This is a genomic window from Streptomyces sp. NPDC006140 (genome assembly GCF_040628815.1).
GTDB lineage: Bacteria > Actinomycetota > Actinomycetes > Streptomycetales > Streptomycetaceae > Streptomyces.
Map to the genome: position 1 here is coordinate 1 of NZ_JBEXTS010000014.1, position 13218 is coordinate 13218.

Genomic DNA, 13218 nt, shown 5'->3' on the forward strand with positions numbered 1-13218 from the left:
ACGACGCTGGCGCAGCTGATCCGGCAGGGGCCCGGTGAGCCGGTGTGGGGGGTGGCCGGCCGCGGTGTGGGGGAGGAACGCTGCTCCCTGGACGCCGCGCGGGACGCCCACGCCCGTCAGATCTCGTCGGCGGTGACGGGCTCGCCCCGGCCGGGGCGTCCGTCGCCAGGCACGTCCTTGTCGGCGGTGGCGGGCTCCCCGGGGCCGGGGTGTCCGTCGGCGGGCACGTCCGTGTCGGCGCCGTCGTGCTCCTGGGCGCCGGCGTCCGCGATGCGGTGGGGCAGCTTCGCCGCGACGGCGATCGTCAGCAGGGCGAGGGCGGCCGCGACGCCGAAGGCCAGCTTCATCCCGCTCACCTGCGCGGGCGCGGCGGCGATGCCGTCGGCTACCAGGTGGCTGGTGCGCGCGGACATCACGGTCACCACCAGCGCGGTTCCGAACGCCGCGGCGACCTGCTGCAACGTCCCGAGCATCGAGCTGCCGTGGGAGTACAGGTGCGGGGGCAGCGCGCCCATGCCGAGCGTGAAGACCGGGGTGAACGTCGCCGCCAGGCTGACCATCAGCAGCGCGTGCAGCCCCAGCACCTGCCAGTACGGCATCGTCATCGAGACCTGGGTGAACCCGCCGAGGGCGAGCACCATGCCGACCGAGCCGGGCAGCACCAGCGGACGACTGCCGAACTTGTCGAACACCTTCCCGACGGTCGGTCCCAGCAGGCCCATGACCAGACCGCCCGGCATGAGCAGCAGGCCGGTCTCCAGCGGGCTGAGCCCGCGCAGGTTCTGCAGGTACAGCGGGAGCAGGATCATCGACCCGAGCATCGCCAGGAACCCGATGGACATCAGGGCCAGGGACAAGGCGTAGGTGCGGTGCCCGAGGGTGCGCAGGTCCATCAGCGGCACACCGGTGCGCTGCAGCTTGAGCTGGCGGACGACGAACACCGCGATGGCCGCGGCCCCGGCGACGGCGATGCCGATGGCCGAGGCGACACTGCCGTCGGTGTCCCCGAAGAGGCTCAGGCCGTACACCAGCCCGCCGAAGCCGAGCGCCGCCACGCCGACGCTGAGCCAGTCGATGGAGCTGACCTGCGGCTCGCCTATGTTCTCCACCTTGCGCAGCCCGAACACGGTCACCAGAGCCGCGATCGGCAGGACGACCACGAACAGCAGCCGCCAGGACCCGACCTGAAGGATCAGCCCGGACACGGCCGGACCGAGCGCCGGCGCCACCGAGATCGCCAGGGTGACGTTGCCCATCACCCGGCCGCGGTCGTGCTCGGGCACCACGATCATCAACGTGGTCATCAGCAGCGGCATCATCACGGCCGTGCCCGCGGCCTGCACGATCCGGCCCAGCAGCAGCACCTCGAAGGTCGGGGCGACGGCCGACAGGGCGGTACCCGCGAGGAACACGCCCATGGCGATGGCGTAGGCCTGGCGGGTGGTGACCCGCTGCAGGAACCAGCCGGTGACCGGGATGACAGCCGCCATGGTCAGCATGAAGGCGGTGGACACCCACTGCGCCGACTGCTCGGTGATGTGCAACGACTCCATCAGCCGCGGGATCGCGTTGATCATGATGGTCTCGTTGAGGATCACCACGAACGTGGCCAGCACCAGCAGCCGCACCACCATCGGTGTGCGGCCCGCCCGCACGGCCGGTCGTTCTCGCATCACAGCTGACATGACAGCTCCTCGCTGGGGTTCCTGATCACAGTCGCCTCGCAGCCGAGGGCCGCCGGCCGGAAGTGGATCGATGGATCGATGACACCGATGAAGACCGGCGCACCCGGCAGAACTCATCGGTCAGCCCTCGAGTCTTCCGCAACGCCGCACGGATCTGCCACGAATTTTCGGGGGAGGCGTCGAAACATCGCGGTGGTGAACCCTTGGCCAACGAATTACTCTCCCTCCGACCACACGTCGACCTGCACGGGCACGCTGACCTTCGACCCGCAGGCGGCGACCGTCACCGCCTCCAGCGACGGCTACTTCCGCTACAGCGTCGACGTCCGTTAGCGGTTGAGCGGCCTGGGGGCCGCTGGCACGATCAACTCATGGACCTCCTCGCGTTGTTACCCGCGTTCGCGGTCGCCGTCCTGCTCATCTCGGCGTCACCGGGTCCGGCGATGCTCCTGGTCTTCCGTCAGGCGGCGTTCCACGGCCGGCGGGCGGCAGTACCCACCGTCCTGGGCCTCGAAGCGGGCCTGTACCTGTGGGCCCTGGCCGCCGGCGCCGGTCTGGCCGCCCTCGTGGCGGCCTCCGAGGTGGCGTTCGTCGTGCTGCGGGTGGTCGGCGCGGTGTTCCTCGTCTACCTCGGCGTCAAGGCATGGCGCACGGCGTGGCGCAGCCGCACCGGCCCCGAGGCCGCACCGGCGGACACGGACGCGTCGATCACGCCGCCCGTCAGCCGAGGGGGATGGTGGGCGGCCTTCGGCGAGGGAACCGTGGTGATGCTGGCCAACCCCAAGGCCGCCTTCTTCATGATCGCGTTCTATCCGCAGTTCGTTCCGGCGAACCGCCCCCTGTTCGCCACCACCGCGCTGCTGGCCGCCGTGCAGGTGCTCATCGAGACGGCGTTCTACTTCGGCCTGGCCGCCGTCGCGGGCCGCGCCGGAGCCTGGTTCCGCCGGCCCAGGATCCGACGCCGCGTCGACGCGGTCAGCGGAGGCGTACTCGTAGCCCTGGGCCTGCGCCTGGCCACGACCACACGCTGAACGCCCACGGGCCACGCCGACCGCCACCGTCCGGGGGCGTAGGGGTCATCCCTGTGCGTCGAGTTCCGTGGCGAGAAGGGCTGCCAGCTGGTCGAGTGCGGGGCCGGCTGTCTCGTCGTCGGAGGTGAGAATGACCTTCTCGCCCTCCTTGAGGCCCAGACTCAGCACCATGAGCGTGCTGCTCGCCGGTACCGGGTTGCCGTCGGGTCTGCGAATGGTGATGCGGTGGCTCGTCGCCGCGGCCTCGCGGGCGAGGGCGGCCGCGGGGCGGGCGTGCAGTCCCTGCGAGCATTGGACGGTCGCGTAGCGTTCCGGCATTTCCACTCCTTGGGTTCCATTGCGTGTGCGCCGTTCATTTCACGGAGCCGGAAAAGGGAAGAGGTCCGTCAATGCCGGACCGGCCGGCGCATAAAAAAAGACCCGGGAGCGGTCGCCTCAAGGCAACTCGTCCCAGGTCTTGCCCGGCTCACGCCGGTCACAATCCGTGTCGCGCACGCTAGCCGCGTATCCGCCCAGGCGTCAATGAGACGACCGCCACACCATATGGATCACCCAGCGGAAAAATGTGATGCCCAGCGTCTGGACAGTCGTGAAAGACGGCGTCTACTGTCTCGCCCCAAGACACCCCAAGGGCGTCTTACCAAAGCTGGGATTGTTACTGGACCACAGGCAAAACCCAAGCTGAGACCCGCCGCTTTCCAAGCGGCTCGCAGGGTCACGGCTTGGGTTTTTTTGTTGCCGAAGATCGGCACGACGGTCGGCACGACGATCTGCACGCGGTTCCAGGACAGCGGGGCTCGAGGAGGAGCCGTGACAACCACAAGCACGTATGAATCGATCGCCGAAGAGGTCCTGCGGGGCGTCGGCGGCAAGGACAACGTCAGATCCCTCGCCCACTGCGCGACCAGGCTGCGTTTCGTTCTCGTCGACCCGTCCAGGGCCGACAAGGCCGCCGTGGAATCCACCAGCGGTGTCATCACGGTCGTCGAGGCGGGCGGCCAGTTCCAGGTCGTCATCGGGAACACCGTCGGCCACGTCTACGAGGCGGTCGTCGCCCAGGGCGTGGACGGGGCGGGCGGCGGCTCCACCGGCGGTCCCCTCTCCCGCGTGATCGACCTCGTCACCAGCATCTTCATCCCGTTCCTGTGGACCCTGGCGGCGGCCGGACTGCTCAAGGCGCTCCTCACGGTCGCGGTGAAGATCAGCCCCGGCTTCGGCGCCACGTCGACCTACGCCATCTGGTTCGCCGCGGCCGACGCCGTCTTCCAGTTCCTGCCGATCCTGCTGGCCGTCACGGCCGCCAAGCGCTTCAAGGCGAACCAGTTCACGGCGATCGTCATCGCCTGCGCCCTCGTCTACTCCGCCACCATCGCCGTCATGCCCGGCGCGCACGGCGCCAGCGTGACGCTGCAGGCGTTCGCCCAGGGCGGGGGCAAGCTGACCTTCCTCGGTATCCCGGTCGTCATGGCCAACTACCTGTCCGCCGTCGTCCCGACCATCCTGGCGGTGTACGTCCAGTCGCACGTGGAGCGCCTGGCGGAGCGCGTGCTGCCCGCCATGGTGCGCAACTTCGGAACTCCGCTGGTCGCGCTCGCGCTCGTCGTGCCCGCCTCCTTCCTCGCCATCGGGCCGGTCTCGACCTGGATCGGCGACACGCTCGCGTCCGGTGTCGACCATCTGTGGGGGTTGTCCCCCTGGGCGGCGGGCACCCTGCTCGGCGGTCTGTGGCAGGTCCTCGTCGTCTTCGGCCTCCACTGGGCCTTCATCCCGATCGCGTTCCAGCAGCTGGCGACCACGGGCCACACCGATCTGGCAGGGGCGCTGTTCGCACCGGTGCTCGCCCAGGCCGCGGCCGCCTTCGCGGTGTTCCTGCGGACCCGCGACCGCGACCTGAAGGCGGTGGCCGGACCGGCCGCCCTGTCGGGCTTCCTCGCGGGCGTCACCGAGCCCGCGGTCTACGGCGTCACGCTGCGGCTCAAGCGCCCGTTCGTCTTCGCCTGCGTGGGCGGCGCGGTCGGCGGCGGCATCGCGGCGGCGGGCGGCTCGGCGGCCACGAGCTTCGTCCTGCCCGGCGCGATCACCGTGACCTCCACCCTGAACGTCGGCAGCTTCGCCCTCCAGCTCCTCGGCTGTGCGATCGGCATGGTCATCGCCTTCGCGCTGACCCTCGTCGTCGGATTCAAGGACCTGCCCGCGGCGAGCGGGACAGCCGCCGGCCCCTCGGACGTGGCGTCCGACGGCAAGACGTCCCAGGACGGCAAGGCGCCCGAGGGCGGAATGGCGTCCCAGGGCCGGATCGCGACCCTCGCGGCACCCGTCGGGGGGAAGGTCGTCCCGCTCGCCGAGGTCCCCGACCAGGTGTTCGCCTCCGGCGCGATGGGCTCCGGCCTGGCGGTGATTCCCAGCGAGGGCAAGGTGTACGCGCCGTTGAGCGGCACCCTCGTCAGCGTCATGCCGCACGCGTTCGGCATCCGCAGCGACTCGGGCGTCGAGGTGCTCGTCCACATCGGCCTGAACACCGTGGAACTGCAGGGCAGGGGCTTCACCCCCGCCGTCGCCCAGGGGCAGCGCGTGAACGCGGGCGATCTGCTGACCGACGTCGACCTGAAGGTGATCACGGACGCGGGCTACGACCCGATCACCGTCCTGATCGTGACCGACCCGGGCGCCCACACCGCCGTCGTGCCCACGGCCACCGGTGACGTACAGCCCCGCCGCGCCGCACTCGACCTCGTCGGCTGAGGAGACACGCATGACCGACCCGACCGCCCCCCGCCCCTTCCCGGACGCCTTCCCGGACACCTTCCTCTGGGGCGGGGCGACGGCCGCCAACCAGATCGAGGGCGCCCACGACCAGGGCGGCAAGGGCGTCTCCCTCCAGGACGTCCTGCCCCGCGGCCTCACCGGGCCGCGCACCCCCCACCCCACGCCCGACAACCTCAAACTGCAGGGCATCGACTTCTACCACCGCTACGCCGAGGACATCGCCCTCTTCGCCGAGATGGGCTTCTCCGTATTCCGTTTCTCGATCGCCTGGAGCCGCGTCTTCCCGCACGGCGACGACGAACTGCCCAACGAGGAGGGCCTGGCCTTCTACGACCGCGTCCTCGACGAGCTGGAGAAACACGGCATCGAACCGCTGGTCACGATCTCCCACTACGAGACGCCACTGGCGCTGGCGGAGAAGTACGACGGCTGGACGAGCCGCGAGATGATCGGCTGCTACGAGCGCTACGTCCGCGTCCTGTTCGACCGCTACGGCCATCGCGTCAAGTACTGGCTGACCTTCAACGAGATCAACTCGGTCCTGCACGCACCCTTCATGAGCGGCGCCATCACGACGCCGAAGGAGGAACTGTCCCGGCAGGAGCTCTACCAGGCCGTCCACCACGAACTCGTCGCCAGCGCCCTGGCCACCAAGATCGCCCACGAGACGGTGCCGGACGCGCGCGTGGGCTGCATGGTGCTCGCCCTGCCCGTCTACCCGCTCACCCCGCACCCGTCCGACGCCCTCGCCGCGATGCACGCCGACCACGCCAACCTCATGTTCGGCGACGTACACGTCCGGGGCGCCTACCCGGGGTACGCGCTGCGTCACATGCGGGAGAACGGCATCGAGCTGGACATCACCGACGAGGACCGCGAACTGCTCAAGCACACCGTGGACTTCGTGTCGTTCAGCTACTACATGAGCGTCTGCGAGACCGCCGATCCCGAGCTGCGCACGGCGGGCGAGGGCAACATCATGGGCGGTGTGCCGAACCCGGCCCTCCAGGCCAGCGACTGGGGCTGGCAGATCGACCCGACCGGCCTGCGGATCGTGCTGAACCAGTTCTGGGACCGGTGGCAGAAGCCGCTGTTCATCGTCGAGAACGGTCTCGGAGCCAAGGACGAACTGATCCACGTGGACGGCCGGCCCACGGTGAACGACGACTACCGCATCGCCTACCTGAACGACCACCTGGTCCAGGTCGCGGAGGCGATCGCCGACGGTGTCGACGTCCTGGGCTACACCGCCTGGGGCTGCATCGACCTCGTCAGCGCCAGCACCGCGCAGATGAGCAAGCGCTACGGGTTCGTCTACGTCGACCGTGACGACGACGGCAACGGCACCCTCGCCCGCCACCGCAAGAAGTCGTTCGACTGGTACGCCGACGTCATCCGCAGCCGAGGGGCAAGCCTGCTGCGCGGCGACGGGACCCCGTAGCCCCTGCGGCGAGGGACGACCACAACCTCCGCGGCGAGGAGAAGACCACAGCCCCCGCAACCGCACCGGCCGTGTGCCAGGGCCGGGCCGGCGCCAAGGCCAGGTACCCTGCCGCGGGGGCCCGGCCAGCAAGGACTCCACACGATGCGCGTAAAAAAGGTCTTCAACAACAACGTCGTGCTCGGCGTCGACGAGCACGGTGCCGAAACCGTGCTCATGGGGCGGGGGATCGGTTTCCAGGTCAAGCCCGGAGAGGTCGTGGACGCCGACCGCGCCGAGCGCCGGTTCGTGGCGAAGACGATGCCCGCCGAACGCCTCGCCGCCCTGGCCGCCGAGATCCCGCTCGGTGTGATCGAGGTCATGGAAGAGGTCGTCGCCGCTGCCCGGGGGCGGCTCGGCGAGAGGATCAGCGAGCACATCCTGCTGCCCCTGGCCGACCACGTCCATTTCGCCCTCGCCCGCGCAGCCACCGGAGCCCTGATCGAGTACCCGCTCAAGTGGGAGATCGAGAACCTCTATCCGGCGGAGACGGAGATGGGCGCGGCCGCCCTGGAGATCATCGAGCGCCGGCTCGGGGTGCGGCTGGACGAGACCGAGGCGCTGCCGCTGGCCCTGCACTTCGTCAACGCGCAGATCGGATCCGGCGACATCGCGGCGACCATGCAGATGACGCAGTGGCTGAGGGTCGCGCTCGAGACGATCGGTGAGGACCTCGGAGTCGCGATCGACCAGCGCTCGCTGGACGCGGCGCGGTTCATCACGCATCTGCGCTATCTCTTCCTGCGGGCCCGGGACGGCAAGCAGGTTCGCGCGGCCGACGACCAGATCGGCGAGGCGGTCAGGAACGCCAGGCCGCTGGAGTACGCCTGCGCCGAGCGGCTGGCCCGCCGGATGGAGGAGCTGTTCGACTGGCGGGTCGGCCGGGAGGAGATCCTCTACCTCGCGCTGCACGTCAGCCGTCTGACGGCACAGCCCGACAGGTCGGAGGGCGATCGTGTCGACGTCTAGCGGCGACCACACCGCGGACGCCATCCTGCGGGGGGTGGGCGGCCGGGAGAACGTCACCCGGCTGACGCACTGCTTCGTCCGCCTCCGGTTCCGGCTGCGCGACCCGGCGGCCGCCGACCTCGACGCTCTCGCCGCTCACCCGCTCGTGGCGTTCACCGTATGGCAGGCGGACGAGCTGCACATCGCACCCCGGCGCGACCTGTTCAGGCTCTTCGAGGACGTACGGAACGCGCTCGGCGACATCGCCGCGCCCTGACCCGGACGAGGGGAGCCCGAGGCCGGGCGAAACGCCTCCTTGGGGTCCCAGGTCAGACCGAATGCGCCGGACCCCCGGCAGGATGCGACCCCTCGGCGAGAAGGCCCAGCAGGATGATGTCGAGCGCCCCGGCGAGGCGCTCGTGCAGGTCGAAGGGGGCCGGTTCCTCGCGGATCCAGCGCAGGATCGTCGAGAAGTAACAGGCGGCCAGCAGCTGGCCGGCCTGGTCGCAGTCGACGCCCGCCCTGATCTCCCCGCGTTGCCGCCCCTGCTCGACGATCCTGGCAAGTTCGATGTCCAGGGAGGGGTCCTGCAACAGGTGCCCGTACCGCGCCGAGGCGTCCATCAGGACGGTGGTCTCCGCACGGGAGGCGACGTTGAGGTCGCCCATCTCCTTCAGGTACCGGCGCAGCCGGTCGCCGACCGGCAGGTCCTCGGCGTGCTCCGCGCCGAGGATCTCAGCGACGCGGGCGCGGCGGCGGACTCCCCATTCCTCGAGGAAGCCGACCTTCTGCGAGAAGTGGTTGAAGACCGTGGCCCGGGCGACATCGGCGGCCTCCGCGATCTGCTCCATGGTGGTCGCCTCGGAGCAGGTCCAACGCCGGGCCATTCCTGCCTTCGTGAGCACGCTTCCACTCCCGAAGCAGGTCAGGCGGATATCGCTCCTCGCCGTGGTTCTTGTCGTCGACCTCGGCATGGTGGGCAAGACAGAGAAGTAGTCAACCGCCGCGGGAATGTTGCGGTGTACATTCCGCCGAGGGTGTAAGAACGTGATCAGCCCCGGCGCCAACTCTGAGCAGCAGCTATAGAGTTTCCACCCGCCTACGGGAGCATGCGCGACTGCGCGGCGTTGCTATGACGACGGAGTCGGATTTCGGCGCCACCTTGCGAGCCGGCGCCAGGCCACCCAGAGATTGATCACAAGCAGCACCGCTCCCGCGATGGGCCACCCCAGGGATCCACCGTCGCGGTAGGTCTCGATGCCCACCACCAGGAGCATGACGCCGATCACCGGGCCCGTGAGGTCCAACACGGCGTCCAGACGATTTGCGATCTTCGACAGCTTCGCCACGGCTTGATCGTGACAGGTCAACACGCTGTCTGCAAAGGGCGGCTGCGCCGTCCGTCTTCGTCGTGAACCGCGCACTTCCCTGCGCGACAGCCGATCAGCACCGTGTCTGCTGCGCGTCCTCCGCTACAGAAACGACTGCTGCCGTACCCGCGCAGGCTCAGCGCTTGATGGCGATGCCCTGGCTGCGGGCGATGGCGCAGACGCGTTCTCGGGCGAGACGACGCTCCTCGCGGAGTTCGCGGACCTCCTTCAGCCCGAACAGGGCTGAGATGGCAGCGAGGAGGGCGGTGAAGGGGCCTGCCGTGATGGCGTCGGGCATGACGACAAAGCCGGGACGTTCGTATCGGCCCGGGTCACGCTCCGCCAGGACAGTGCAGGACAGGGTGGTCAATGGCGCGTGCTGGTTGCGGCCTTCGGTCACGGTGAGGGAATCATGCGCGAAGGCCAGGTGGGCGACATGGCCGGCGAGAGAGCCGATGAGGACGACTCCGGACATAGCCGCAGCCCTCATCTGTCACCGCCCGGTTGAGCAGGTGATCAGCACCCGCCGTGAAGAACACTGCACGAAGATGAGTCGTGTGAACAGCCCTACTGAGCACGACGCCGTTGTGGCCCACCTGTGGCAGGAACACCTGCACGCCGCCTTCCCCGCTGGCCTGCGCGGTGCCGAGTTGGCGGGCATCGACATGGTGCTGCTTGACGCTGGCATCGCCGGATGCGTGTCCACCTGGCAAAAAAATGGTGGCGTTCTCGACGCAGAACGTCACCGGATCCTGCGCGACTGCATCGCAGACCTGGACCAGATCCTGTCGTTGCTCAACGAAACAGACGACCTCTGCTACTGCCAACGCCTGCGGCAGTTGGCTCAACTCGTGTCGAATACCGGTCCACAAGCCACCGAATGAAACGAGCTCTTAGTCGCTCCGTCCGCTCACGCATCATTCACGCAGACATGTGAGTGAAGGCCTCGTGTATCAGGCCCGAAGGCCGACCGTGGCCTGCGGCGAACGTCATACGCTACCGGTTCCATTCCCCAACGCCGCCACAGAGGAGACCTCGAAGAGACCGGTCAAAAGAGGTCTGTCTCGGCGGATTCGAGGGCTCCCAAGCGATCGCCGACGGCCAGGCATGCGGCCGGCCACTCGCGCACGTCACGCTTCGACGACCAGCTCCCGCTGCGGGTCATACGTCACAAGTCCCCGGCTCTTCGCCATGATGATGAGGGTGTCCGAGACTTCACTCTTCCGGGACCAGGCGATGTTGACCAGTACGCACTCTCCGTTGAAATAAACGGGAGAAGTCCAGGGGGATCGATCTGCTTCCTCCTCCGTGGTGTCCTTCGTCAGATCCTGATAATCCTTCAGGACATCGCGGTAGAATTCGGCAACTCGCGGACTCTCCGCAGTCACCCCGGACTCGCCGTCCGTCATGGCGTCGTATTTCTGATATGCCGCCGCCGCGTCAAGGGAACCGCTCTCGTGCCAGAATGCGAGGTCGTAGCTCATGACCATCCTTCATGCGATACGGCGTGGGAGCCCGTCGCTCAGGCGCCCACGCCGCTCACTCGACTCGAACTTACCCGACCGGAATCGACCGGTTACTCGTCCAGGTGCTCTCGGGACTTCATACTACCGGGGGAATCCATGAGTCGAATACGCCTTCCAGTATGAGGCCGTCCTTCGTGGTGACCGTGTTTCCAGGGAGATTCAGCCGGTCGTCGAAATTATTTTGGTCCGGGTTTCGCTTGGCTGAGCCGCCCTTGGTCTCGATCCCGTACCAGTGGCCGTTTATTTGACCAGGCCATCGAATTTTCGGACCTTGAATCCAGGTGCCTTGACCGAGACTTCCCTGGCGACGACCGTGGCACCGTCCAGCATAAGGTTTTCCCAGGTCGTCAGTTCGTCGTTCGAGCCGTCGCGCCCCTCTTCGCCGTCACGCTTGGCGTACTTGCCTTTGGCATCTCGGGGGACGACCCCTCCCGAGTTGAGGATCGACTCCTCGGCTTCGTACGCCTGTCGCCGTGTACGTCAGCGTCAGGGCTCTGGCCGCCACCGTTGACGACGGACGTCAGTTGACCGGTGCTGCTGAAGGTGCGCTTGGTGTGATCAGGGGTGGTGACGGTATAGGTGCTGGTGCCCTTGACCAGCTTCGCGGCCGAACCCGCAGGCGCGGTGTACGTGCCGTCGCTCTTCTGCGTGAAGACGAACTTCGCTCCGTCGTCGGCCTGATAAGTGACCTTGCCGGAGGCGACCGTCAGTTTCACATCGAAGGGCGTTGCCCAACCACGACCCAGCAGACCGGTCGCCGTGGAGTCGGGGCGATACGTGCGCTCCAGGGTCACCTGCTCGCCGACACCGACCAGTTGGGCGTCGGTGAGCTGCTCGAAGAACATGCCGGTGGCCATGCCATTCGGACTGTAAGTACCGTCCGAATGGCTCGCCCTCCTCGCCGGTGAACTACGCCGCGCAGTGGACACCGGAGAGATCGTCCAGGTGGACGTGGACCTCACGGTCTTTCAGATCGACGCGGTGCTCAACGCCGCGAACACCGCACTGCGCCTGGGGGAAAGCGACGCGGTCGCCAAGGTTCGCCGAGTCGTTGACGGGTTCTCCGCACCACCGCACTGAAACCGCAGGTCAACGGCTCGACGTGTGGTGCCCCGGCAGGATTCGAACAGCCCAGGCAGGCCCATTCTCCGGGTGCAGGCATAACCCTTCCCGTGCCGCAGATCAGCTCCGGTAGCCGCCGTGGCCGTAGCCGGGTGGTCGTTCATGCGCGATGCCCAGATCGCACCGCCCCACGAAGCCGCCGTCAGCCACAGCCACCCGCATCGGCGGCGCGAGCGGGCTGTCGGCGCCGGTGACGGGACCGTGCATCCGTACTCCGCCCGGGACCTCGTTCGCCTCGGGTATCTCCGCCGGTTGGCGGCGGCCGGGTCGGCCCGTCGAAACGGGAGGCCGGGGCGTTGCCCCATCGTGCCGGGAGGCGCGGCACGTGGTCCACCCACGCCATGTCGGCCGCCGTGACGAGCGACTGGCCGGCCACGGTCGCGGGGGTCACACCGGTGAACGCCACGACGTCCCGGTGCAGATGCGACTGGTCGGCGTAGCCGCAGTCGGCCGCCACCCTGGCCACCTCCTGGCCCCCGGCCAGGCGGGTGGCGGCCCAGTCGAAGCGGACGAGCTTCACGGCGCGCTTGGGCGGCAGGCCGAGCTGCGCGTGGAAGCGGGACCACAGGCGCTTGCGGCTCCAGCCCAGCTCATCGGCCAGCTCCTCGACCCGCACCTGGCCGTGCTCGGCGACGATACGGTCCCAGGCCCAGGCCAGCTCCGGCTCGATGGCGGGCCCCGCGGCGGTCAGCCGGGCGAGGAACGCTTCGACGAGTGCGAAACGCTCCTCCCACGAGGCGGTCTGGGCCAGCCGCTCGCGCAGCCGGGCTGCCCGCCGCTCTCCCCACAGGTCGTCCAGGGCCACCACGGAGCTCTCCAGCTCGGCAGGGCCGACGCCCAGCACGGCGCGCGCGATGGCGGGGGACAGGCGCACCTGCATCCACTCGACGTTCGCGGCCCGCACCCGCGCCGCACCGCCGGCGCCGAACCCGAGCCCGGTGACCAGGCTGCCGCGGTGCTGCCGCCCCGTCGAGTCGTCGATGCCGAGCGCCGCCTCACCGCAGGCCAGCGCCAGCGTCAGCACGGGGTGCGGGTCGAGCCGGTGGTCGACCGGAGCCGGGCCGCGGTCGCGCAGCCCCGCCAGGACGACGCCGGGTACGCGACCGGGCCGGGCCGGACGCGTGACCTGCCACACGGGGACAACGACGCGCTGGCGCACGGCAGTTGACATGCCTCCATGCTACGGGCCCGACCGGAGGGCCATTTCTTCGCCGACGGAACATTTCTCCAATCCAGCGGGCCGCAGCCGCGGCGAAGGTGAGCGCATGACTGCCACCGGAACCACTTCGC

Annotated in this window: 16 protein-coding genes; 8 read left to right on the forward strand and 8 right to left on the reverse strand. The window is 68.8% G+C overall.

What is annotated here, in order from left to right:
• Nucleotides 1–116 precede the first annotated feature (116 nt).
• Nucleotides 117–1685 (reverse strand): MDR family MFS transporter, encoded by a 1569-nt coding sequence (locus tag ABZ386_RS30940; protein ID WP_355715808.1) that lies wholly within the window; start codon nucleotides 1683–1685, stop codon nucleotides 117–119.
• A gap of 195 nt (nucleotides 1686–1880) precedes the next feature.
• On the opposite strand from ABZ386_RS30940, the gene ABZ386_RS30945 reads away from it, so the two are divergent.
• Complete coding sequence (locus ABZ386_RS30945) at nucleotides 1881–2018, forward strand: hypothetical protein (protein ID WP_358966852.1); 138 nt, start codon at nucleotides 1881–1883, stop codon at nucleotides 2016–2018.
• A 38-nt stretch (nucleotides 2019–2056) separates the two neighbouring features.
• Nucleotides 2057–2716, forward strand: a complete 660-nt coding sequence (locus ABZ386_RS30950) for a LysE family translocator (RefSeq protein ID WP_356670717.1) — start codon at nucleotides 2057–2059, stop codon at nucleotides 2714–2716.
• A gap of 45 nt (nucleotides 2717–2761) precedes the next feature.
• Here ABZ386_RS30950 and ABZ386_RS30955 read toward each other — a convergent pair whose 3' ends face one another.
• Complete coding sequence (locus ABZ386_RS30955; protein ID WP_351338939.1) at nucleotides 2762–3034, reverse strand: HPr family phosphocarrier protein; 273 nt, start codon at nucleotides 3032–3034, stop codon at nucleotides 2762–2764.
• A gap of 492 nt (nucleotides 3035–3526) precedes the next feature.
• Between ABZ386_RS30955 and ABZ386_RS30960 the strand changes: the two genes are divergently transcribed.
• The 4 genes from ABZ386_RS30960 (at nucleotide 3527) to ABZ386_RS30975 (ending at nucleotide 8187) form a co-directional block, all read left to right on the forward strand.
• A complete protein-coding gene (locus ABZ386_RS30960) occupies nucleotides 3527–5458 on the forward strand; it encodes a glucose PTS transporter subunit IIA (RefSeq protein WP_358966855.1) in 1932 nt (643 codons plus the stop codon).
• Nucleotides 5459–5468: 10 nt separating this feature from the next.
• Complete coding sequence (locus tag ABZ386_RS30965) at nucleotides 5469–6923, forward strand: glycoside hydrolase family 1 protein (RefSeq protein WP_358966858.1); 1455 nt, start codon at nucleotides 5469–5471, stop codon at nucleotides 6921–6923.
• Between the two features lie 144 nt (nucleotides 6924–7067).
• Nucleotides 7068–7931 (forward strand): PRD domain-containing protein, encoded by an 864-nt coding sequence (locus ABZ386_RS30970; protein ID WP_358966860.1) that lies wholly within the window; start codon nucleotides 7068–7070, stop codon nucleotides 7929–7931.
• The gene (locus ABZ386_RS30975) at nucleotides 7918–8187 is read left to right on the forward strand and encodes a PTS transporter subunit EIIB (RefSeq protein WP_351338951.1); all 270 of its coding nucleotides are present in this window, start codon (nucleotides 7918–7920) and stop codon (nucleotides 8185–8187) included. The genes ABZ386_RS30970 and ABZ386_RS30975 overlap by 14 nt, the downstream gene beginning before the upstream one ends.
• A gap of 52 nt (nucleotides 8188–8239) precedes the next feature.
• On the opposite strand, the gene ABZ386_RS30980 is transcribed toward ABZ386_RS30975, so the two are convergent.
• The 3 genes from ABZ386_RS30980 to ABZ386_RS30990 all read right to left on the reverse strand — a co-directional run bounded on the left by ABZ386_RS30980 (nucleotide 8240) and on the right by ABZ386_RS30990 (nucleotide 9755).
• Nucleotides 8240–8815 (reverse strand): TetR/AcrR family transcriptional regulator, encoded by a 576-nt coding sequence (locus ABZ386_RS30980; protein ID WP_358966863.1) that lies wholly within the window; start codon nucleotides 8813–8815, stop codon nucleotides 8240–8242.
• Between the two features lie 225 nt (nucleotides 8816–9040).
• Nucleotides 9041–9259, reverse strand: a complete 219-nt coding sequence (locus tag ABZ386_RS30985) for a hypothetical protein (RefSeq protein WP_351338956.1) — start codon at nucleotides 9257–9259, stop codon at nucleotides 9041–9043.
• Between the two features lie 157 nt (nucleotides 9260–9416).
• Entirely contained in the window at nucleotides 9417–9755 is a 339-nt protein-coding gene (locus ABZ386_RS30990) for a hypothetical protein (protein WP_351338959.1), read from the reverse strand.
• A gap of 37 nt (nucleotides 9756–9792) precedes the next feature.
• Here ABZ386_RS30990 and ABZ386_RS30995 point away from each other — a divergent pair, with 37 nt between their 5' ends.
• The gene (locus tag ABZ386_RS30995) at nucleotides 9793–10164 is read left to right on the forward strand and encodes a hypothetical protein (protein ID WP_351338962.1); all 372 of its coding nucleotides are present in this window, start codon (nucleotides 9793–9795) and stop codon (nucleotides 10162–10164) included.
• Between the two features lie 246 nt (nucleotides 10165–10410).
• Here ABZ386_RS30995 and ABZ386_RS31000 read toward each other — a convergent pair whose 3' ends face one another.
• On the reverse strand, nucleotides 10411–10764 hold the full coding sequence (locus ABZ386_RS31000; RefSeq protein ID WP_351338965.1) for a hypothetical protein: 354 nt from the start codon (nucleotides 10762–10764) through the stop codon (nucleotides 10411–10413).
• A 389-nt stretch (nucleotides 10765–11153) separates the two neighbouring features.
• Nucleotides 11154–11663, reverse strand: coding sequence for a DUF6531 domain-containing protein (locus tag ABZ386_RS31005; protein WP_358966865.1), 510 nt, complete (start codon nucleotides 11661–11663; stop codon nucleotides 11154–11156).
• 64 nt (nucleotides 11664–11727) lie between these two features.
• Between ABZ386_RS31005 and ABZ386_RS31010 the strand changes: the two genes are divergently transcribed.
• On the forward strand, nucleotides 11728–11886 hold the full coding sequence (locus tag ABZ386_RS31010) for a hypothetical protein (RefSeq protein WP_351338973.1): 159 nt from the start codon (nucleotides 11728–11730) through the stop codon (nucleotides 11884–11886).
• A 184-nt stretch (nucleotides 11887–12070) separates the two neighbouring features.
• Here the strand turns inward: ABZ386_RS31010 and ABZ386_RS31015 are convergent, their stop codons facing one another.
• The gene (locus tag ABZ386_RS31015) at nucleotides 12071–13099 is read right to left on the reverse strand and encodes an AraC family transcriptional regulator (RefSeq protein ID WP_358966868.1); all 1029 of its coding nucleotides are present in this window, start codon (nucleotides 13097–13099) and stop codon (nucleotides 12071–12073) included.
• Nucleotides 13100–13218 lie beyond the last annotated feature (119 nt).